We start from the raw sequence: 22,571 nt of genomic DNA, 5'->3' as shown, positions 1-22,571 counted from the left end.
TATTCCTGTCCGGTCTTTTACTTGTTCTTTCCTTTGTGCTGTTCTGTGTTTTTGCTTAAATGCTTCAGGAATCTTCGTCTGAACTGACGATAATCGAAATCTCGCATTGCATAACCTGATAAGGAGCCCCACGTCAACGCATGAATGCGCAAAACAATCTCCTATCTGAATATATATTCCGATTATACAGACCGGCCCCGCACTTGTCAAGTTTGAACAGGAGTGTTATTATAAACCGTGTTAAAGATGACGGGAACAGCGCTCGCAGAAACGTCTGTTTCCACCATATGAAACTGCTGGGAGGATGTCCTTTTTATGGATGATAAAAAACGCTGGGGTGAACGGCGGTATTATTCTCTTGACTATGAACTGAAAAATACATTTGGCGAAAAGGTCTACAAAATCACACTGAACGGAGGCATGACCTGTCCGAATCGGGACGGGCGCTGCGGTACCGGCGGATGTATCTTCTGCAGCGCAAAAGGCTCCGGTGATTTTGCCGGCTCCGCCGCTCTTCCGATAGAGGCGCAGCTCGCCAGAGGGAAAAAGGATCTGGCGCAGAAACGCCCTATCCGCTCCTACATTGCCTATTTTCAGGCATTTACCAACACCTATGCTCCGGTGGATTATCTGGAAGACATTTTTTCCCGTGCCATCCGGGATCCGGATGTAAAGGTTCTGTCTGTGGCCACACGGCCGGACTGTCTTGGAAAAGATGTGCTGAATCTTCTGGAACGTCTGAACCGGATCAAACCGGTCTGGGTGGAACTGGGACTGCAGACAATTCATCCCCGCACGGCAGATTATATCCGCAGAGGCTATCCCCTGGAAGTTTTTGACAAAGCCGTATCAGACCTTCGTGCGGCAGGCATCCGGGTAATTGTACATGCCATCCTTTTTCTTCCCGGAGAAACGGAAGAAATGATGATGGAAACCATCGATTATCTGAACCGGACAGATATTCAGGGAATCAAGCTGCAGCTTCTGCACATTCTCCGGGGAACAGATCTTGCGCTGGACTATGAAAAAGCTCCATTTTATGTTCCGGATATGGAAACGTATATCCGGGTGCTGGGCAGATGCGTCGCCCGGCTCCGACCGGATATTTCCATACACCGTCTGACCGGAGACGGACCGAAGGAGCTTCTCATTGCGCCTCTCTGGACCGGCGCAAAACGAACCGTACTGAACCGATTTCAGCAGTATCTGAAAGAAAATGACATATGGCAGGGAAAGGAGTATTATGGCTGAAACATATACTTTATACAAATTAATAGTTTTATATATGCTTGACAAGGTGGATTTTCCCCTTACCACATCACAGATTTCCGAATTTATACTGGATAAAGGATATACCTCCTACTTCCGGCTTCAGGAGACGCTTTCCGAGCTGGGCGATTCCGGTCTTCTCAGCGCAGAGACAACCCACAACCGCACGCTCTACCATCTGACAGAAAGCGGCGCGGAGACAATCCACTTCTTTGCAAATAAGATTTCCCCTGCCATACAGCAGGATATTGATGATTTCCTCCGGGAAAAACAGTATGACCTGAAAGAGGAATCTTCTGTAAAATCTGACTATTACCTGAATACAAACCGGGAGTTTGAAGTACGGTGTCAGATTATGGAAAACGGCTTCAGCCTGATCGACCTGAAACTCACCGTACCCACCGAAAAGGAGGCCGAGTCCATTGCCGCAAACTGGAGCCGTCAGAGTCAGGAAATTTATACCCTACTGCTCTCGAAGCTTCTCTAGATATTCTTTTATCTGTTTTTCATATCCCAGCTCGCCGGGTTCATAGAACCTGGCGTCTTTTATTTCATCTGGAAGATACTGCTGTTTCACATAGTGCCCCGGGTAATCATGGGCATATTTGTATCCCGTGCCATGTCCCAGATCCTTTGCACCTTTATAGTGGGCGTCTCTCAGATGTACCGGCACGGATGTATTGTACTGCCGCACGGCCTGCTGGGCGGCGGTAATCGCGTTCACCGCAGAATTGCTTTTCGGGGCAGAAGCCACATAAGTCACGGCCTGGGACAGAATGATCGCTGACTCCGGCATCCCGATGCGTTCTGCCGCCTGAGCTGCCGACACTGCCACAGTAAGAGCCATGGGATCAGCGTTTCCCACGTCTTCCGAGGCACAGATCATAATTCTGCGGGCGATAAATTTAATATCTTCTCCTGCATAAAGCATTTTTGCCAGATAATATACCGCGGCATCCGGGTCTGATCCGCGCATGCTTTTAATAAAGGCAGAAATGATATCATAGTGATTATCCCCTCTCTTATCGTAGTTCACTGCTCTTTTCTGAATACATTCCGACGCTACATCAAGAGTAATATGTATGATGCCGTCATCCGCCCGCTCTGTAGTAAGCACACCAAGCTCCACTGCATTCAGCGCCGTTCTGGCATCTCCGCCTGAAAGGTCTGCAAGAAACTCCAGTGCATCCTCGTCCAGTTCTGCATGGAAGCTTCCCATCCCTTTTTCCGTATCAGAAACCGCGCGCTGAATTAACAGACGGATCTCTTCTTTTGTAAGAGGCTTCAGTTCAAAAATACTGGATCGTGACAGAAGGGCCTGATTTACCTCAAAATATGGATTTTCCGTCGTTGCTCCAATGAGAATCACGGTTCCGTCTTCCACAAATGGCAGCAGGTAATCCTGCTGTCCCTTATTGAATCTGTGAATTTCATCAATAAAGAGAATGGTTTTTCGTCCATACATTCCCTTCAGATCCTTTGCTTCCCGGATTACTTCTTCCATGTCCTTTTTGCCTGCAGATGTTGCATTAATCTGTTTAAACTCTGCGCTGGTCGTATTGGCAATCACCTTAGCCAGTGTGGTTTTTCCGGTTCCCGGAGGTCCGTAAAATATTACAGAACTCAGCTTATCCGCCTTTATGGCGCGATAAAGAAGCTTGTCCTTTCCAATAATATGCTGCTGTCCTACCACCTCATCCAGGGCAGACGGGCGCATCCTGGACGCGAGGGGCGCCTCTGTTTCCTGCGTTTTCTCTCTCATATAATCAAATAAATCCATAATTCCATTCATCCTCCCAGTCACAAATGCCTGCTGTATTCTCCTGTTCTGACCGGATGGTCTCTTCCGGGCCATCATATGCATTCCTAATATACCGCCCGACTCTGTCCGGTCACTGAATCCCAGTCAATTCCCGGATTACTTCTCCGGCCATCAGAAGACCGGCCGCCGGCGGGACAAAAGAAACACTGCCAGGCACAGGCCGTCCTGTTTCTCTCTTTTCCACCTCATCTTCATTCCGGACGGATGCCGGCTTTTCTCTGGAATATACAACTTTCAGATGAGGGATCCCACGGTTCTTCAGTTCTCTGCGCATCACTCTGCACAAAGGGCATACACTCGTCTGGTAAATATCCGCAATCTCAAACAGCTCCGGATGCAGCTTGTTGCCTGTTCCCATGCTGCTGATCAGAGGAATTTTTCTGCGGCAGGCCAGCTCTGCAAGGGCAATCTTTGTGCTCACTGTATCAATAGCATCCACAATATAATCCACCGGTCCGGCAAAAAACTGTTCCAGATTGTCCGGCAGGACAAAGGTTTCCCATGTTTCCACCTGTGTTTCCGGATCAATATCCCTGATGCGTTCTTTCATCACTTCCGTCTTATATCTCCCGACAGTACTGTGATATGCAATAGACTGCCGGTTAATATTTGTAAGAGATACTGTATCATTATCAATCAGAAGCAGACGACCCACACCGCTTCTTGCCAGTGCCTCAATACAGTGGGAACCTACGCCGCCCACGCCAAACACTGCAACCGAAGCCTGCCTGAGGCGCAGCATCCCTTCTTTTCCCAGAAGCATTTCCGTTCTTGTATATTCATGTATCATAATCAAATCGTTCCTTTTCCAGATATTTCGTAATTTCATCTAATCCATCAGCAGACGGTCCACTGTAACAAACTCGTATCCTCTTTCCTGAAGGATGTCGATAATACGCAAAGCGGCTTCCACCGAACTGCTGTAGCAGTCATGCAAAAGAATAATATCATTTTCTTCCGTTTCCGTCACTACTCTCTGAACAATTTCATCGGCATTTTCCGTTGTCCAGTCAAGGGGATCCACAGTCCATTTCACATAAAGTTTATCCAGTTCTTCCTCCATATCAGCCGGGAATGCGCCAAAAGGCGGTCGTACAAATTCTGTTTCTTTTCCCGTAATTTCGCGGATAAGCGCGTCTGTCATATCCAGTTCCTTATGAGCTTCCTCCCGGCTCATCTGCGCCAGATTTACATGGCTGTAAGTATGATTTCCAATCTGATGTCCTTCCTGGTACATCCGTCTGATGATATCTCTGTTCTCATCTTTTTCAATATTTTGTCCAATCACAAAAAAAGTGGCCTTCACGCCCCGCTCTTTCAGTCCGTCCAGCAGCACCGGAGTACAGGATGCATTCGGTCCGTCATCAAATGTTATGGCAACCGACGGCCCCGGCCGGTCAGCATCAGTTTCTGTCTCCCCCGCTTCCATCCCTCCGGTTTCCAGACTCTGTAATCCACTGGCTTTTCCCGTATCTTCCGGAGCCTTTCCGCTATCATCCGCATGCAGCGGGAAAAAGTTCAGAACACACAGAAACGCCAGCGCCTGCATTTGGTATTTCAGATTCCTTCTTCCCTCTTTGTTCAACTCTCCCACACAAGTACCTGCCTTTGTGGTTTCTACATCCTATGCTGCCCGCAAACTGTACATTCTGAAATTTGAAATTATCGGCGGCAATGCTGGTTGGATGAAAGCAGAAAATGCTTGGATACAAACGGCTGGATACGCCTTTCGGAGAGTGGCTGCGGGAAATTTCTGCGACTTGAAGCGTAATTTAGTAAAACTTAAAACCCTGAGTACAGGCGTTAGGATTTTCAATGGATCTGTCCGAACAGAACGTGAGTTTCCATTGAAAATCCTGTTTTTAGCCTGTGCTCAGGATTTTATAGTTTTAATTATTACGCGGAACGGAGCTGAAATTTCCCGCAGCCGCTCTCCGAATACGATTTCTGTTTACTCTGTATCAAAGTATTTTCGGACTTTTTCAATCGCATGCCGCAGATAAATTCAAGTTCATCTGTATTTGTAAGCCGCAATCCGGGTGTAGATAATATCTATGATTACATCAGCAGCCAGAATTCCCAGCGACCATACCACGCACATCGTTCCTTCTGTGAGAAGGCTGGCCGCGATTATACATACGCCGGATATAACAAAGCTTATTCCGCCGAATTTCTGGCTTTTTTCCCAGGTTACTTCATTTTTCATACTCCATTTGGTTCTGAGTCCGATCATTGAGTTTCTTTTCAGTTCCGGCATAAGAATACCGCATAATATTATCACAGCGCCCAGATAGCAGAACACAAGACCGGTAATATCAACAGGCATGTCCGAAAGATTACTGATCTGTCTGAAATCCGCGTACAGAAAATAAAATATCATCAGGTTGAACAAAAGAAGAACAGCTATTCCGATTATAACTACTGCTTTCTCATTCTTCTCTCCGTCCTTCTTATTCCCGGCGGCACTTTTTGCCACTGCTGTTATAATGGCACCACAGATCATCGTCTCTGCCGGAAAGATAAGCGTTTCATATTTACTTCCCCAACGGGTCACCTGATTCTCAGATCCATAATGAGCGGGAATCCGGTCCGGCAGAAAAATCAGCGATATAACAGTAACCACCAACGGCAGAAACATCAGAATATAATACATACAATACACGATTTTCTTTTTCTTCATTGCCGTTTTCTCCTCTCTCTTCAGCAAACCTCAGAGTATCTCTTTCAAAAAAAATCAGGCAGTATAAAACTATAAATACTGCCTGAATCTTACATCTTTTATTATCTGACGTCAATTATTTTTTAGAATCAAGATATGCTTTTCTTCCTTCTTCGTACAGGTTATTACCTTCACTGTCGATGATAACAACAACCGGCATATCTTCTACATAAAGCTTTCTGAGTGCTTCTGCTCCCAGATCTTCATATGCGATAAGCTCTGCTTTTTTGATACATTTTGCAAGCAGTGCTCCGGCTCCGCCGATGGCTCCGAAATACACGCCGCTGTATTTCTTCATGGCTTCCACTACCTCCGGAAGACGTGCGCCTTTTCCGATCATGCCTCGTGCTCCCACAGACATCATAGTCGGAGCATATGCATCCATACGTCCGCTGGTTGTAGGGCCGGCGCTTCCGATTACCTGTCCCGGTTTTGCCGGAGTCGGTCCTACATAATAGATCGTTGCATCCTTCGGATCAAAGGGGATATCTTCTCCTTTTGCCAGCGCCTCGCACATTCTCTTGTGTCCGGCGTCACGGGAAGTATAAATCGTTCCTGTAAGAAGCAGCTGATCTCCTGCGTGGAGTGTTTTAGCAAGTTCCTCTGTGAGTGGTAATGTAATCTTTCTTGCCATTTATATCACCTCCGATTTGTGGCGTGTCACATGACAGTTGATATTAACTGCACAGGGCATTCCTGCGATATGTGTGGGCATTGTCTCAATATTCAGGCCGATTGCCGTTGTTCTTCCGCCGAATCCCTGAGGACCGATTCCCAGCTCATTAATCTTCTCAAGCATTTCTTTTTCAAGATCTGCATAGAACGGATCCGGATTGGAAGAATCCAGGGGCCGCATCAGCGCTTTCTTTGCCAGAAGTGCGCATTTATCAAATGTTCCGCCGATACCAACACCAACTACCATAGGCGGACACGGATTCGGACCGGCTGTTTCCACTGCCTCAATTATAAAGTCCTTGATACCCTGAAGACCTGCTGAAGGCTTAAACATACGGATCTGGCTCATATTCTCACTGCCGAATCCCTTCGGTCCTACTGTGATCTTGATATTTTCACCCGGCACAATTTCCGTATAGAGCATTGCCGGAGTGTTGTCTCCCGTATTTCCACGGCGCACCGGATCCTTTACGACGGATTTACGCAGATATCCGTTTGTATATCCGCGGCGGACTCCCTCGTCCACTGCCTCTCTGAGATCTCCTCCTACAAGATGTACATCCTGTCCGATCTCAAGAAATACACATGCCATGCCGGTATCCTGACAGATCGGCACATTCTCATTGTCTGCGATCTCAAAGTTCTCGATGATATTGTCCAGAACACCCTGAGCAATATTGCCGTCTTCACATGCACGGCAGTCACGGATCGCACATTTCACATCCTCCGGAAGATGATTGTTTGCCTCAATACAGAGTTTCTCGATCACATCCGTAAGTGTACTTACATTAATTTCACGCATGTAAATCAACTCCTTCCTTTTATTTTTTTATAATATTCGCGGACTGCTTTAGCATCTCAGGCCTGTACAGTCCGCAGAACAGCAAAGCAGATCGTCCAGATCCACTCTGATTTTACAGGAAAATACCGATAAACTGGCAGCTCAGTACAACGAACACAAGAGCTACCGGATAAGTCGCCGCATATGCGGAGGCTACATCATCTGTACCAGTTACACGGATCAAAGTTCCAAGAGCCGGGGTACTTGTCATACCTCCGCAGATGGATCCCAATGTGTTAAACAGGCTCAGTTTCATCAGCTTCATTGCCACAAAATATCCGACAAGCATCGGAATCAGTGTGATGAGTGCGCCGTAAAGGAAAAGAACAACTCCCTGCTCTTTCAGGATTTCGATAAATCCTGCACCGGCCTCCACGCCGGCTCCGATAAGGAACAGCGCAAGACCAAACTCTCTTAAGCACTCCAGAACTGATTTCTCTACATGGAAACTGATCTTTCCCGCATGTCCGAAATGTCCGAGGATCAGACCTGCGATCAGCGGACCGCCTGAGGTTCCCAGCGAGAACTCTGCTCCGCCCGGAAGCGGAATTACGATCTTGGCCAGGATAATTCCCAGTGCGATGGCGAGTGCAAACGGGAAAAGCCCCATCTCATCCACAACAAACAGTTTGCTTTTCTTTTTCAGCTGGTCGTCTCCAACGTTCTGGGCAGCCTCGAATTTCGCGCGTTCTGCCGCCATGTCTGTTTTCAGAAGTTTAGGAACAAGCTGTACAAAAAGTACAACGCCCACAACGCCAAACGGGTAGGCAATTCCATATCCGACAGACGCATTTGCGGATCCGGTAGCATCAATTGCTGCCGCGAGACCCGGCGTACTTGTCAGAGCCCCTGACATCATACCTACACTGATATCTGACGGAACACCTGCAATCTCAATAATTGAGACCGTAGTCAGAGCTCCTACTACGATAATAATAAATCCCAGCAGGATATAGGATTTCGCATTAATCTTGAAATTCCGAAAGAACTTAGGTCCTGCAATAAATCCTACAGAAGTTACGAAACAGATCAGTCCCAGTTCCCTGACCAGATCAGGCACTTTAAATCCAAAATGTCCGAATACCAGAGCTACAAGGAGAACACCGGCTGTACCAAGCTCTACTCCGCGGATCTTAATGCTTCCAACAAGATAGCCTATAAAAGCTACCATAAACACAACCATCAGTGTATTGCCAAGAACGCTGTCCTGAAACCATGCTAATATATCCATTCTTTTTTCTTACTCCCTTCTATCTCTCGTGTCTTGCATATTTCGGGAGCAGAAGCGGGGAAACATCTCCGGTATCAAGTCCGGCTTCCTTAAGTTCCTGTGCATATGCCTGTACATGATCAAGATTCATGTTTCCAAGCTCTACATTCTTCGCTTTCGCCGCTGCAGCCTTTCCTGCGTTGCGTCCGAATACGATGATATCAAGCAGAGAATTACCCATCAGACGATTTCTTCCGTGGATTCCTCCGACAGCCTCGCCTGCGACAAGCAGGTTATCGATTACTTTTGTAAATCCGTCTCCGCCGATCTCCAGACCACCATTCTGATAGTGAAGTGTCGGATATACAAGAATCGGAAGTTTTCTCATATCAATATCATAGTTCATATACATACGAAGCATAGCCGGGATCCGTTTCTCGATGGTTCCCTTTCCGCCCAGCTCCTCAATCATCGGGGTATCAAGCCATACGCCGCTTCCAAGCGGTGTAGTCACGCCTTTGCCGCGCGCCGTACACTCACGGATAATTGAAGCAGCAGCCACGTCACGTGTCTCCAGTGGATGCATGAACGCCTCTCCGTCTACATTAACAAGCTGTGCGCCTACAGAACGTACCTTCTCTGTTACAAGTGCGCCGAAAATCTGTGACGGATATGCAACACCTGTCGGGTGATACTGTATCGTATCCTGATACAGAAGCGGAGCTCCCATACGGTATCCGAGAATCAGACCATCTGCCGTTGCGCCGTAGTGATTGGATGTCGGAAAGCCCTGATAGTGCATACGTCCCGCACCGCCTGTTGCGATAATAACGGTTTTGGCCTTTGCAACCAGGTAGTCCTCTGTCTCCAGATTCTGAAGCACAGCTCCTGCAACCTGGCCTCTGTCATCTCTGATCAGCTCTACCGCTACTGTAAACTCGGCAACCGGGATCTGACGGTTCAGTACTTCATCGCGAAGTGTACGCATAATCTCTGCTCCGGAGTAATCCTTGCAGGCATGCATTCTCTTTCTGGATGTTCCGCCGCCGTGTGTTGTAATCATACGGCCTGTTTCATCCTTATCGAACATAACGCCCAGCTCATTGAGCCATTTGATCGCATCCGGTGCTTCCATGACAAGACGTCTTAACAGCTCCGGTCTTGCAGCAAAATGTCCGCCTCCGAAAGCGTCCAGATAGTGTTGTACCGGTGAGTCATTCTCCTTATCAGCAGCCTGGATTCCACCTTCTGCCATCATCGTGTTGGCATCGCCGATACGAAGCTTTGTGGCAATCATTACATTTGCGCCTGCCTCATGAGCTTCGATCGCGGCAGAAGCGCCTGCGCCGCCGCCTCCGATAACAAGTACATCCACATCATAGTCTACTTTGCTGATATCAACATGCTCAGTAAGCAGACGGCTGTTGGAGTGGAGAAGATGCACCAGTTCCTTCGGTGCCTTCTGTCCCTTGTTCGGTCCGATTTTAATCTCTGCAAATGCTTCTTCCCTGTAGTCAGGATGGAACTCCTTAAGGAGAGCATCTTTTTCTTCCGCTGTCATACGTCTCGGTTCTGTGCCCAGACGCTCAGCTCTGGTGGCCTCCACTTTCTTTACGGATTCCATCATTTCCGGTGTAAACATGATCTTCCCTCCTTATTTCTCAATCTCTCTGTTGTTGTAAAGTTCCTGCATCTCTGTAATTGGCTTCTCCATGATCTGCTCGATCAGCTGATCATAATCACCGTGGTGAATCTCTTCCACACGCTCTGTCAGATGCTTGGACTCGGGCGCGATATATTTTCCTGTCAGACGTCTTGCAAGGACTCCTACCATCGGGTGCGAGATTCCTGCCGGACATCTTACAGAACAGCATCCGCATCCGATACAGTCAAAGGACTCTTCCGCACATTTTTCGAAATCTCCTCGCTGTGCGTATGCGATGTACTGCATAACATTCAGATCCTGTGTACATGCCTTTGTACATGCGTTGCATCCGATGCAGCTGTAAATCTCCGGATACAGATCCATCATAACTCTCTGCTCCGGTTTGATATCTTCAATATCATATGTTCTCTTGTCTGTCGGGAAGAACGGAACGGTTGCCACATACATGCCCTCTTCCACCTGCGTCTGACAGGCAAGACATGTCTTCAGTTCATTTTTCCCTTTGATCCTGTAGATCGTGGCACAGGCACCGCAGAAACCGTGACGGCAGCCGCATCCTCTTTTCAGTGTATATCCCGCATACTCCATAGCTGTCATGATCGTCAGGTCAGCCGGTACACTGTATTTCTTACCGAAAAAATATACATTTACCATTTTTTCCATGATATTTCTTCCTTTCCCTAGTATTCATTCGGCATCTCATCGATCTCATCGCAACGAAATACCGGGCCGTCTTTACATACATATTTTGATCCGATATTGCATCTTCCGCACTTGCCGATTCCGCATTTCATACGGAGCTCCAGTGTGGTATACACCTGCTCTCTGGAAAATCCAAGTTCTTCCAGGCCCGCAAGTGTAAACTTGATCATGATCGGAGGGCCGCAGATCAGAGCTGTTTTATTTACGTCAAATCCAAGCTCTTTCACATAGTTCGGCACAAATCCAACATGGCCGTCCCAGCCTTCCTGCTCACGGTCGATGGTCAGATGTACATGCACGTCCGGCGCATTCATCCATACTTCCTGAATTTCTTTTAACTGAACCAGATCATCTGCGGAACGGGATCCGTATACGATATCCACTGTTCCGTAATCATCACGGTTATCCAGTACGTAATTGATAACAGAACGCAGCGGAGCAAGACCGATACCGCCGGCAATAAACAGAAGGTCTTTTCCTTTCAGCTTATCTTCCACCGGAAAATGATTTCCATAAGGTCCGCGGACGGTAATCTCATCTCCCACTTCCAGGCTGTGCAGATACTCAGTCAGAACACCACATTTTTTAATGCTGAATTCCTGATATTCTTTGTTGGTCGGCGAAGAAGTAATTGAAAACATACCTTCGCTGATTCCAGGAGCACAGAGCATTGCACACTGTCCCGGCATATGTTCGAAAAGTTTTCCGCCTTCCGGAGCGTTGACACGGAATGTCTTTACATCCGGCGTCTCTTCACGGATATCTGTAATCACGCCCACTTTAGGGATCAGCGTATCCAGAGTATAGTTCTTGTGACAGGTACATTCACTCATTACTGCTCACCTCCCTGTTTCTGAAATGCTTTTATCACTTTCACGATATTTAATGAAGCCGGACATTTCTCCACGCATCTTCCGCATCCCACACAGGAATACATTCCGTCGTTGTTCGCAGGATAGTATACCAGTTTATGCATAAATCTCTGACGAAATCTTTCTTTCTGGGATTTACGGTTGTTTCCGTGAGCCATCATAGTGAAGTCAGAGTACATGCAGGAATCCCAGCAGCGGTATCTCTGAACGCCGTTCTTTCCGGTATCATAATCTTTAATATCATAGCACTGACATGTGGGGCATACGAATGTACATGTTCCGCATGCAAGACAGGGTTTGTAAAGCTCGTCCCACAGCGGATCCTCGAACTTCTCCATCAGCACGTCTCCGTTCCAGCCTTCCAGTGAAAGGTGACTGTACGGCAGCTGCTCAACAATACTGTGGATCGCTTCCTTTTCTTTTTCAACAGTCTCTTCCCCTGCATTATCCTCTGTAAGAATATCTTTTACTGCCTCTGTCAGCGCCTCACCTTTTTCTGTGAGTGCCTTCCAGTACATATCATCCCCGATCATCCATGTCGCCACATCTGCTGCCGGTTCTGCCGCGTCCACACCGAACACCTTGCAGAAACATGTTTCTTCCGGCTCATGACATGCAAGCGCAACGATGGTTCCGTGGTCTCTTCTCGCAGCATAAAACGTATCCAGCGGATCTACCAGAAATACTCTGTCCAGTACTTCCACGCCTTTTACGTCACAGGCTTTCATGCCAAATACAACAAAATTCTGTTCTTTTAACGCCTCAGGCTCTACCTTGATTTTCTTGCCGTCCCTGATACATGTATACAGAGTCTCGCTCTGCGGGAAAAAGACATCTTTCGGGGATTTTACGGTTTTTAATGTATCCAGGTCAACCTCTGCGTCCTCTGTCCACACGCCGAAATTCACTTTATCGGCAGTCTTCACGGGCAGATATAATTCCTGTTCTGCGGCAATCTTCTGAAATAATGCCGTCAGATTTTCTTTTGCGATCTTATACATACATTATCCCCTTTCTGCCACAATTCCCGGCTCTACATCCTCAAACTCATAACTGGTAAGAGGGGTTCTCGGCTCCAGATCCGCGCCTGCCTGATACTCGCCGTACAGTTCATTGATATCCTTGATGAACTTCCGGTTAAACAGATGAAGCGGGATTCCCTGCGGACATACTCTGCTGCACTCTCCGCAGTCCGTACATCTTCCTGCTACATGGAATGCACGGATAATGTGGAACATTTTCTCCTCAAAGGAGTCCACGTTCGCTTTCTGTGCGCTGTCAAATTTATTGCTGTCAAATACGCACTTGCGGCAGCTGCATGCCGGACATACGTTGCGGCAGGCATTGCAGCGGATACATTTGCTCAGCTCTTTCTGGAAAAATGCGAATTTTTCTTCCGGGCTCATCGCCTCGATCTTCTCCACTTCTGCGAAGCGGTCCGCATCCTTCGTCTCTTTGGACTCTCCGATAACCTCGTCGAAGACCATGTGGTCCTTGCCCTTGCACACATGGCATCTTTCCAGCATAGCGTCAGCATATGCACAAGTCTTCTCTCCGTAGATCGTATCGATCGTCAGCGTCTCCGCCTCGTCTTCGATCTCTGCGCCGGAGATGCTCTTGATTCCCTTGATGCCCATCGCTTTGATCTTCTCAATGTCAAGCTTGCCTTTACATCCTACGCCGATGATGTACGCCTTGTCGCGGTCTACGCGGTGCTCTTTCATCAGTTCCTGAAAACTGTATGTATCGCATGGCTTCAGGCAGACAAGAGTTTTTCCTTCCAATTTGGAAGCCTCAATCATATATTTGCTTAAGTTTGCTCCGCAGAATCCGTTGTATACGAAATCCGCAAAGTCTTCTTCTTTCTCAAAGTAAGCCGGTTCCGGATTGTAAGGCAGGTCCCCGGCTTTCCATCCGAGCACTCTTGCCACAGTTCCGTCGGCCAGAAGCTCTTTTGCGCGGTTGATTAATTCCTGCATCTTAAATCCTCCAATCTTACGTTTTTGCCAAGAGATGTAATCTTATCCACAAACTCATGCATAGTCTGGGAGAATTTCGCACCCTCAGCGGCAGATACCCACTCTACGCGGGTACGTCCGTTTTCCACTCCGATATAATCCAGCATGGAGAACAGAAGCGTCATACGTCTTCTTGCGTAGAAGTTGCCGGATGTATAGTGGCAGTCGCCGGGATGGCATCCACACATAATCACACCGTCTGCTCCTCTCTCAAATGCTCTTAAGATGAACATCGGATTGACACGGCAGGAGCAGGGAACACGGATGATCTTAACATCTGCCGAGTAGGACATACGGCTGCTTCCCGCCAGGTCAGCGCCTGCATAACTGCACCAGTTACAGCAGAACGCAACGATCTTTGGTCTGAATTCTTCATTCTTTTCTATCGACATATCGCATCCACCTCCGCTAAGATCTGTCTGTTAGAGAATCCCTGCAGGTCCATTGCTCCGGACGGACATGTTACAGTACAAGCACCGCAGCCCTGACAAAGCGCATCGTTTACAACAGCAATACGTCTTGTCTCACGGATTCCGTGGTCATTCACCTCTTTATCCTCGTAGCTGATTGCTCCGTACGGGCATACATTTGCGCACTGAGAACATCCGTTACAAAGCAGTTCGTCTGAATGTGCCGTACACGGATTGGTCAGCAGCTTGTCTTTCGCAAGCAGTCCGATTGCTTTTACAGCTGCAGCCCCTGCCTGGGAAACGGTCTCCGGAATATCCTTCGGTCCCTGGCATACACCGGAAAGGAAGATACCTGCTGTCGGTGACTCAACCGGACGAAGCTTTGCATGAGCCTCTGTAAGGAAATTGTTTGTATCAATACTTGCTGTCAGCATAGTAGCAATTTTTCTCACATCCGGATTCGGCTCAATGGCAGCAGCGAGAACGACCATATCAGCCTCTTTCAAGATCTGTTTGTTGTCGATCAGGTCTGCGCCCTGTACAAGCAGCTTTCCGTTCGGCTGCGGAATGACTTTTCCGACCTGTCCTTTGATGTAGTTTACACCATAGTCTTCTACTGCTCTGCGGTAGAACTCATCAAAGTTCTTGCCCGGCGTTCTCACATCAATGTAGAATACCGTCACATTTGTATCCGGATATTTGTCGCGGATCAGCATGGCATGTTTTGCTGTGTACATACAGCAGATCTTTGAGCAGTAGCTCTTTCCTCTGTCGTCTGCGCAGCGGCTTCCCACACACTGAACAAATACGATTTCCTTCGGTGCCTTTCCGTCGGAAAGACGCTCCAGATGTCCGCCTGTCGGTCCTGCAGCGTTCATAATACGCTCCAGTTCCAGAGATGTAATAACATCTTTGCTCTGGCTGTACGCATACTCATCATATTTGTCAAGCTTGATCATATCAAATCCGGTTGCAACTACGATTGCACCGTACTTCTCTGTAACAATCTCATCCTTCTGTTCGTAGTCAATTGCGCCAGCCTGGCACACCTTGGAACAGATTCCGCATTTTCCTGTCTTGAACTTGATGCAGGCATCACGGTCAATAACCGGAACGTTCGGAACTGCCTGTGCGAACGGTGTATAGATCGCGCTTCTGTTGCTTAAGCCGCGGTTGAACTCGCTCGGAGTCTTCTTGCTCGGACATTTTTCCTGACACAGTCCGCAGCCTGTACATTTATTCATATCCACGCTTCTTGCTTTCTTGCGGATCTCAACCGTAAAGTCTCCCACGAAACCGGACACACTCTCTACTTCACTGTATGTATAGATATTGATGAGGGGATGTGCGTTCACTTCTCCCATCTTCGGTGTCAGGATACAGGAAGAACAGTCCAGTGTCGGGAATGTCTTGTCAAGCTGTGACATTCTTCCTCCGATACTCGGTGTCTTCTCCACAATATCCACCGGATATCCTGCCTCTGCAATATCAAGGGCTGTCTGAATACCCGCGATACCGCCGCCGATTACAAGTGCTCTCTTTGTAACACGGCTTTCACCCGGCTGAAGCGGTGCGTCAAGATTTACTTTTGCAACCGCCGCACGCATCAGAATAACTGCTTTCTCCGTCGCCTCTTCCATATCCTTGTGGATCCAGGAGCAGTGCTCACGGATGTTTGCGATTTCTACCATATACGGGTTTAATCCCGCTTTCTCCGCTGCATTTCTGAATGTCGTCTCATGCATACGCGGAGAACATGAACAGACAACAAGTCCGGTCAGCTGTTTTTCTTTGATCGCTTTGTGGATCAGCTCCTGTCCGGCCTCGGAACACATATATGCGTAATCCTCAGCGTGAACAACGCCCGGCTCATGAAGAGCCATCTCCACAACTTTCTTCACGTCTACCGTTGCCGCGATATTCGTTCCGCAATGGCAGACAAATACTCCTATTCTCTGCACCTTTTATCACCTCCTGTATCTTCTGAATGCACTTACAAGCAGCTGCTGCGGTGTGTCCGGATCAATCAGTTCCGGAATCTCATCGGGAGTCAGGTAGTCCTGCCCCTTCTCACGCACAACGATCTGTCTTGCAGCATCGATCAGTTTGCCCGGCTTAACATCCCGGGGACATCTCTCTACACATGCAAAACAGGAAAGGCATTTCCAGAGGGATTTTGACTGAACAAGGGATTCGATATCCTCGTTGATCACATAGGAGACAAACTGGTGAGGTTTGATGTCCATTTCATTATAAGAAGGACAGGAAGCGGAACATTTACCGCATTTCATACACTTCAGAGGATTTACACCGCTGATTTCCTTAATCATTTCTGCGCGTTTCTGTTCTGTTTTCACTGTGCCTTCACCTCCTCCTTCACGCCCAGCGCCTCTGCCAGGAGCTCTGTAAAGTAATATACCGGCAGGTTTCCGCCGTTGTTTTTATTCAGATTGTACATGCACAGAGGACAGGCCGTAATCAGCATATCTGCGCCGAATCCGGACGCGCTCTCCTCAATCTTTCTGCACATTTCTTTTGACATATCCTCTTCTTTCAGAGATATGTATCCTCCGCAGCACTCATTGCGGTACGGATAAATTACCGGCTCTGCACCGATAGCACGGATAAAGTCTTCCATGATCTTCGGATTTTCCGGATTGTCGAAGGCAAGCAGCTTGCCCGGACGAAGAAGCAGACAGCCGTAATAAGCTCCGATCTTCTTTCCTGTAAGCGGATTTACTACTTTCTTTTTCACTTCATCAAATCCGATCCGGTCGCGAAGCACTTCAAGGAAATGAAGTACAGTAGTCTCTCCGGTATACGGTTCATCCAGCGCCATGTAATTATTGGCTCTTGTCCGGATATCCTCTACATTCTTCATATCATCGTTCACACGCTTAAGTACGTGATGACAGGCAGAACAAAGTGTAACCAGATCCTGGCCCTTTTCCTTTGCATCATTGAGCGCACGGACAGAAGACAGTTTTGTGGCAATCTCGTCACTTCCCAGCGGATAGACACCGCCGCAGCACTGCCACTCGCTGATCTCTTCCAGTTCAAATCCCAGCACCTCTGCTGAAGCTCTGGCATAGCGATCCAGATCCTGAGCCTTGTTTTTCAGGGTGCAGCCGGGATAATAACTGTATTTCATAGTATTACCTCCTTGTCTGTCAGGCGGAAAACCAGGCCGCCTTGTCACTTAAATTTACCCCACGCGGAAACCGCCGTGGGGTTTATAAATTATATTTCCAACTGAGCGATTACTTCTTTTAACTTATTTGCACTTGACTGAAGTTTCGCAACTTCCTCGTCTGTCAAACGCATCGGAACCTTGCCCTGAACTCCGTTCGGTCCGACCAGACACAGAACACTTACACATACATCTTCAATTCCGTACTCGCCGTGCATCAGTGAAGAAACAGTTGCCACTGAATCGGAAGCTGCCACCACCATGCTGCAGAGCTGACATACAGCAACAGAAACTGCATAGAATGTAGCGCCTTTCTTTGCAATGACTTCTCCGCCTGATTTGTGAACGAACTCTTCCATTCCGTCTTTATCCAGTTCTCCAAGATCGATGCCGTGATTCTTCATTGACTCATAATAATCATCTACATTTACAGTAGCAATTGTTGCGCCTGACCACGGTACAAAAGAAGAATCTCCGTGCTCACCGAATACATATGCGTGAATATTTTTCTGTGCCACGCCGAAATGCTCTGACAGTCCGGAACGAAGACGTGCGGTATCAAGAAGTGTACCGGAACCGATAATCTGGTTCTCCGGAAGTCCGGAAATCTTTGTAAATACATAAGTAAGAACATCAACCGGGTTACTTACAATGATGTATTTTGCATCCGGTGCCGCTTTTACGATCTCCGGAGTGATGGATTTAATAATATTTACATTTGTCTGTGCAAGCTCAATTCTTGTCTGTCCCGGTTTACGGGCAATTCCGGAGGTGATGATAACAATATCGGATCCCTTTGCATCCTCATAATCTCCTGCGATGATTGAAATCGGATTTCTGAAGCAGGTTCCCTGCTTGATGTCCATAACCTCTCCCTCAGCCTTGTCCTTGTTGATATCGATCATTACAATTTCAGATGCGATATCTTCATATGAAAGTTTGTACGCGATTGTGGCTCCGACACTTCCGGCGCCGATGATTGTGATTTTACTGCTCATTTGTTCTCCACTTACCTTTCTTTTAAATTTTTCTCGCAATAAAAAAAGAAATCAAGATTAATACGCTGCTGTTTTTTTAATCCAAGTATCATTTCATCAAAAAAAGAGCTGCACTGCTTTTCCCTCCGTAAAAACAAAAATTAATCAGATTTCACTTCCTTGATCATACCATATTGTCAATAATTTGACAAGCTGTCTTTTTTAAAAGACAATTGGGTTTTTCTGTCTTTTCTGTATTCTGACGGACTGACTCCCTTATGTTTTTTAAATGCTTTCGAAAAATACAGGTTATTTTCAAAACCGACAGAGTATGCAATGGCCGATACAGACAGATCTGTCTCCTTAAGCAGATGACATGCCTGCTTGATTCTGTACTCGGAGAGGAACTCTTTCGGAGATTTCCCCATATAGGTCTGGAAGGATCGAAACAGATGACTCCGGCTGATACCCACATAGGCGGCCACATCTTCTACTGTAACCGGATAAGAGTAGTTCGTTTCTATATACTTCTCCGCCTTCTCCACATAAGTGCTCTGTATGTCTTTTTCCTGGTTTTCCTTTTCTCCGTAATGCATAAATACGGCCAGAAGGCTGTACAGAGCCCCTGCCATTGCAACGGCAGCTTCGTAAGTGTTCCCTTTTACCTGATAAATACGCTCCAGTCCATCCCGTATCTTCTTCTCCGGTACTCTCCCCCGGAGAATATACGGCATTTCCTTCGTAAAAGCTGTATTTCTGATGATGGAGGCCGCATCTGCCCCCATAAATCCTGCCCAGCCGTACTCCCAGGGTTCTTCACTGTCTGCGTAATACTGAACTTCCACTCCCGGATAGAGAATAAATGTATCCCCTTCTGTAAGGCGGCGGGACATCTTCCCCACTGTATAGTATCCGCTGCCGGATATAATATAGTGAATACAGTAATGATCTCTGATTCCCGGTCCCCACTGATATTTCGGTTCACATTTCTGATAGCCTACATTATATACTGCCAGAGATGTCAGAAGATTCTCTCCTACTTTGTACGAATGCTTATATGAATCCGACACCCTTTTCCCTCCTTTCCTGCTGCTGTTTTCTTTCGCCCGGTCTTATTTTAATTATAATTCTCCCCCGGATTGTCCGCAACATTTTTACATATTATTGCACGTATTTTTTATAGACGGGAACCTGACGGCCATTTTATAATACAGGCAGGATGAAAACAAACATCTGCTTTTTCGCGATTAACTGTTTCACTTTTCACAATTCAATATTTCAGGAGGAAAAACAATGAAAAAAAAGCTGTTTAACAAATTTGCAGAGTTATTCGGCAGCGCAGACCTGGCGCGTTTCTATTTTTCGCCGGGCCGGGTCAATCTGATCGGCGAGCACACAGACTACAACGGAGGTCACGTCTTCCCCTGCGCTCTGACTATCGGCACTTATGGGGCTGCCCGCCGGAGAGAAGACCGCCTGATTCATTTTTATTCTATGAATCTGGATCGTTTTGGCGTAGTTGAGGTATCTCTCGATGATCTTTCCTACAATTCAAAATATAACTGGGCCAACTATCCGCTGGGAGTAGTCTGGGCATTTGCCGAGAAGGGGTACCCTCTGGAAAGCGGGTTTGATATGGTTATCTGGGGAAATATTCCGAATGGTTCCGGACTTTCCTCCTCAGCTTCTCTTGAAGTGCTCACCGGCGTGATCCTTACAGACCTGTTCGGCATCACCGACTTAAACATGACTGATCTTGCGCTGATCGGTCAGTATTCTGAAAATAATTTCAATGGCTGCAACTGTGGTATTATGGATCAGTTTGCCGTTGCCATGGGCAAAAAGGACAATGCGATCTTTCTGGACACAAGCACACTGAAGTTCGAATATGCTCCCATTGAACTGGAAGACGCCAAAATCATCATCACAAACAGCAAAGTAAAACACAGCCTGGTTGACTCCGCATACAATGACAGGCGTCAGGAATGTGCCGATGCTCTCGCCGCTCTCCAGAGGGAACTTGACATTGAATCTCTTGGGGATCTGAGCCCGGCAGACTTTGAAGCAAACAAAGGCCTGATCACAGATCCGGTACAGCTGAAAAGAGCGAAACATGCAGTTTACGAAAACCAGCGCACCATTGACGCGGTTGCCGCTCTCCGGGCAGGAGATATCAACCGCTTCGGGGAACTGATGAACCAGTCACATATTTCTCTCCGGGACGATTATGCTGTCTCCTGCGATGAGATTGATATTCTGGTTGACCTGGCATGGAAAATACCGGGTGTTATAGGATCCCGTATTACCGGCGGCGGATTCGGCGGATGTACAGTCAGCATTGTAAAAAATGATTCTGTGGATACATTTATTGAAAACATCGGAACGGCTTACAAAGAAAAAGTAGGACATGAAGCTGAGTTTTATACTGTGCAGATCGGTGACGGCGCTTCCCGCCTGGACGGCTGATGCTCCTTCATACCGATGCAGATTTAAAATCGGAGGTTAACAAATATGCTCTATGAAGCAATAAAAAAACTGGTTCAGTACGGAATCAGCACAGGGCTTACGCCTGAATCAGAACGGGTCTATACAACAAACCTTTTACTGGACATCATGAAAGAAGATAATTATGAAGATGTGCCCTGCGATCTCGAAAATATCAACCTGGAGGATGTACTTGCAGAACTTCTGGACGAAGCAGTAAAAAGAGGCATAATCGGGGACAGTATTACATACCGCGATCTGCTGGACACAAAACTTATGAACTGTCTGATGCCCCGGCCGTCGCAGGTTCAGGCAGAATTCTGGGATAAATATAAAATATCTCCCGAAGCGGCCACCGATTACTACTATAAATTAAGCCAGGACAGTGATTATATCCGCCGTTACCGCATCAAAAAAGACAGGAAATGGACAGTGGATACAGAATACGGAACTCTTGATATTACAATCAATCTTTCCAAGCCGGAAAAAGATCCGAAAGCCATCGCAGCTGCAGGAAAAGCAAAATCCGTTTCCTACCCGAAATGCCAGCTCTGCATGGAAAACGAAGGCTATGCGGGCAGGACAAACCATCCCGCAAGGGAAAATCACCGTATTATACCAATTACTATTCAGGGGAAAAAATGGGGCTTTCAGTATTCTCCCTACGTATACTACAATGAGCACTGTATCGTGTTTAACGGGGAACATGTTCCCATGAAAATCGACCGTACCGCATTTGCAAAACTGTTCGACTTTATTAAACTTTTTCCCCACTATTTTCTGGGTTCCAACGCAGATCTCCCGATTGTCGGCGGCTCTATTCTGAGCCACGATCATTTTCAGGGAGGAAATTATACTTTCGCAATGGCAAAAGCACCTGTAATTGAACAGTTTCAGGTAAAGGGATATGAGGATGTTGCCGCCGGCATTGTAAAATGGCCGCTCTCCGTAATCCGTCTGCAGAGCCGGGATTCTGAACGGATCATTGATCTGGCCGAGCACATTCTCGGTAAATGGCGCGGCTATACGGATAAGGATGCCTTTATCTTCGCGGAGACCGACGGGACGCCCCACAACACAATTACGCCAATAGCCCGCAAACACGGAGATCTCTTTGAACTTGATCTGACGCTGCGGAACAATATTACCACAGAGGAACACCCTCTCGGTGTATTTCATCCTCACTCGAAACTGCATCATATTAAAAAAGAAAATATCGGACTGATCGAAGTCATGGGTCTGGCAGTTCTTCCCGCCAGGCTGAAAGGAGAAATGGAACTTCTCCGTCAGTACATACTGGAAGGCAAAGATATCCGAAGCAACGAACAGATTGCCAAACATGCAGACTGGGCAGATGAATTTCTGCCGGCATACACGGATGTCAATGCGGACAACATCGATCATATTCTGGAACAGGAAGTCGGAAAAGTCTTCTGTCAGGTTCTGGAAGACGCCGGCGTATACAAAAATACCGAAGAAGGACGGAAAGCATTCCGCCGCTTTCTTGAAACACTTTAAATTCGGATTGTCGGAGAGCTGCGAGTGGAGAGGCGTCCGAAAACACCTGGATACCAGGAGATTGGATAATCGGATCTGGAAATGAGGGCTGTGTGCTTTTGTTTCCATTCCGCAGATAAAGAAAAACTAAAAAACCTGACGACAGGCTAAGAGCAAAATTTACAGCAGAAAACTCGCATTCGCTCAGACAATTCTGCT

At 47.2% G+C, this 22,571-nt stretch carries 22 protein-coding genes; 4 read left to right on the top strand and 18 right to left on the bottom strand.

Features of this window, described 5'->3' with window-relative positions:
• The first annotated feature begins 315 nt into the window (after positions 1–315).
• Positions 316–1,251: a tRNA modification radical SAM protein MnmL/YtqA gene (gene mnmL, locus AC0QUU_RS08175; RefSeq protein WP_474541991.1), complete on the top strand. Its 936-nt coding sequence runs from the start codon at positions 316–318 to the stop codon at positions 1,249–1,251.
• On the top strand, positions 1,244–1,756 hold the full coding sequence (locus AC0QUU_RS08170; RefSeq protein ID WP_474541990.1) for a DUF4364 family protein: 513 nt from the start codon (positions 1,244–1,246) through the stop codon (positions 1,754–1,756). Before mnmL ends, AC0QUU_RS08170 begins: the two co-directional genes overlap by 8 nt.
• Here AC0QUU_RS08170 and AC0QUU_RS08165 read toward each other — a convergent pair.
• From AC0QUU_RS08165 to AC0QUU_RS08080, 18 genes are all read right to left on the bottom strand, one after another.
• Positions 1,733–3,049 carry a replication-associated recombination protein A gene (locus AC0QUU_RS08165; RefSeq protein ID WP_474541989.1) on the bottom strand — a complete coding sequence of 439 codons (1,317 nt, stop codon included), beginning with the start codon at positions 3,047–3,049 and terminating at the stop codon, positions 1,733–1,735. The two genes, AC0QUU_RS08170 and AC0QUU_RS08165, sit on opposite strands and share 24 nt — an antisense overlap.
• A gap of 112 nt (positions 3,050–3,161) precedes the next feature.
• On the bottom strand, positions 3,162–3,881 hold the full coding sequence (locus AC0QUU_RS08160; RefSeq protein ID WP_474541988.1) for a tRNA threonylcarbamoyladenosine dehydratase: 720 nt from the start codon (positions 3,879–3,881) through the stop codon (positions 3,162–3,164).
• A gap of 39 nt (positions 3,882–3,920) precedes the next feature.
• Positions 3,921–4,676 carry a polysaccharide deacetylase family protein gene (locus AC0QUU_RS08155; RefSeq protein WP_474545546.1) on the bottom strand — a complete coding sequence of 252 codons (756 nt, stop codon included), beginning with the start codon at positions 4,674–4,676 and terminating at the stop codon, positions 3,921–3,923.
• Positions 4,677–5,102: 426 nt separating this feature from the next.
• Positions 5,103–5,771, bottom strand: a complete 669-nt coding sequence (locus AC0QUU_RS08150) for an SdpI family protein (protein WP_474541986.1) — start codon at positions 5,769–5,771, stop codon at positions 5,103–5,105.
• A gap of 115 nt (positions 5,772–5,886) precedes the next feature.
• Positions 5,887–6,444: a Fe-S-containing hydro-lyase gene (locus AC0QUU_RS08145; protein WP_474541985.1), complete on the bottom strand. Its 558-nt coding sequence runs from the start codon at positions 6,442–6,444 to the stop codon at positions 5,887–5,889.
• The gene (locus AC0QUU_RS08140; RefSeq protein ID WP_474541983.1) at positions 6,445–7,287 is read right to left on the bottom strand and encodes a fumarate hydratase; all 843 of its coding nucleotides are present in this window, start codon (positions 7,285–7,287) and stop codon (positions 6,445–6,447) included. It abuts the gene before it with no gap.
• 112 nt (positions 7,288–7,399) lie between these two features.
• Positions 7,400–8,557 carry an aspartate-alanine antiporter-like transporter gene (locus tag AC0QUU_RS08135; protein WP_474541981.1) on the bottom strand — a complete coding sequence of 386 codons (1,158 nt, stop codon included), beginning with the start codon at positions 8,555–8,557 and terminating at the stop codon, positions 7,400–7,402.
• Between the two features lie 19 nt (positions 8,558–8,576).
• A complete protein-coding gene (locus tag AC0QUU_RS08130; RefSeq protein WP_474541980.1) occupies positions 8,577–10,178 on the bottom strand; it encodes an FAD-dependent oxidoreductase in 1,602 nt (533 codons plus the stop codon).
• Positions 10,179–10,190: 12 nt separating this feature from the next.
• Entirely contained in the window at positions 10,191–10,865 is a 675-nt protein-coding gene (locus AC0QUU_RS08125; protein ID WP_474541978.1) for a 2Fe-2S iron-sulfur cluster-binding protein, read from the bottom strand.
• Between the two features lie 17 nt (positions 10,866–10,882).
• Positions 10,883–11,737, bottom strand: coding sequence for an FAD/NAD(P)-binding protein (locus tag AC0QUU_RS08120; protein WP_474541976.1), 855 nt, complete (start codon positions 11,735–11,737; stop codon positions 10,883–10,885).
• The gene (locus tag AC0QUU_RS08115; protein ID WP_474541974.1) at positions 11,737–12,777 is read right to left on the bottom strand and encodes a 4Fe-4S dicluster domain-containing protein; all 1,041 of its coding nucleotides are present in this window, start codon (positions 12,775–12,777) and stop codon (positions 11,737–11,739) included. The genes AC0QUU_RS08120 and AC0QUU_RS08115 overlap by 1 nt, the downstream gene beginning before the upstream one ends.
• Before the next feature lie 3 nt (positions 12,778–12,780).
• A complete protein-coding gene (locus AC0QUU_RS08110) occupies positions 12,781–13,755 on the bottom strand; it encodes a 4Fe-4S dicluster domain-containing protein (protein ID WP_474541972.1) in 975 nt (324 codons plus the stop codon).
• Positions 13,743–14,186 (bottom strand): hydrogenase iron-sulfur subunit, encoded by a 444-nt coding sequence (locus AC0QUU_RS08105; protein ID WP_205149891.1) that lies wholly within the window; start codon positions 14,184–14,186, stop codon positions 13,743–13,745. Before AC0QUU_RS08105 ends, AC0QUU_RS08110 begins: the two co-directional genes overlap by 13 nt.
• Entirely contained in the window at positions 14,177–16,165 is a 1,989-nt protein-coding gene (locus AC0QUU_RS08100) for a 4Fe-4S binding protein (protein WP_474541970.1), read from the bottom strand. Before AC0QUU_RS08100 ends, AC0QUU_RS08105 begins: the two co-directional genes overlap by 10 nt.
• Positions 16,166–16,171: 6 nt before the next feature.
• Complete coding sequence (locus tag AC0QUU_RS08095) at positions 16,172–16,534, bottom strand: 4Fe-4S dicluster domain-containing protein (protein WP_474545545.1); 363 nt, start codon at positions 16,532–16,534, stop codon at positions 16,172–16,174.
• Between the two features lie 23 nt (positions 16,535–16,557).
• Positions 16,558–17,355, bottom strand: coding sequence for a CoB--CoM heterodisulfide reductase iron-sulfur subunit B family protein (locus tag AC0QUU_RS08090; RefSeq protein ID WP_474541968.1), 798 nt, complete (start codon positions 17,353–17,355; stop codon positions 16,558–16,560).
• Between the two features lie 89 nt (positions 17,356–17,444).
• Positions 17,445–18,392: an L-lactate dehydrogenase gene (locus AC0QUU_RS08085; protein WP_474541966.1), complete on the bottom strand. Its 948-nt coding sequence runs from the start codon at positions 18,390–18,392 to the stop codon at positions 17,445–17,447.
• A 176-nt stretch (positions 18,393–18,568) separates the two neighbouring features.
• Positions 18,569–19,441, bottom strand: coding sequence for an AraC family transcriptional regulator (locus AC0QUU_RS08080; RefSeq protein ID WP_474541964.1), 873 nt, complete (start codon positions 19,439–19,441; stop codon positions 18,569–18,571).
• A gap of 223 nt (positions 19,442–19,664) precedes the next feature.
• Between AC0QUU_RS08080 and AC0QUU_RS08075 the strand changes: the two genes are divergently transcribed.
• Both AC0QUU_RS08075 and galT read left to right on the top strand, forming a co-directional pair.
• Positions 19,665–20,837, top strand: coding sequence for a galactokinase (locus AC0QUU_RS08075; RefSeq protein ID WP_474541962.1), 1,173 nt, complete (start codon positions 19,665–19,667; stop codon positions 20,835–20,837).
• Positions 20,838–20,882: 45 nt separating this feature from the next.
• On the top strand, positions 20,883–22,373 hold the full coding sequence (gene galT, locus AC0QUU_RS08070) for a UDP-glucose--hexose-1-phosphate uridylyltransferase (protein ID WP_474541960.1): 1,491 nt from the start codon (positions 20,883–20,885) through the stop codon (positions 22,371–22,373).
• Positions 22,374–22,571 lie beyond the last annotated feature (198 nt).

The sequence above is a fragment of the Mediterraneibacter sp. HA8405 genome, from assembly GCF_056148955.1.
Note: the sequence above shows the minus strand (reverse complement) of the source record. Positions and strands in the feature narration are given on the sequence as shown.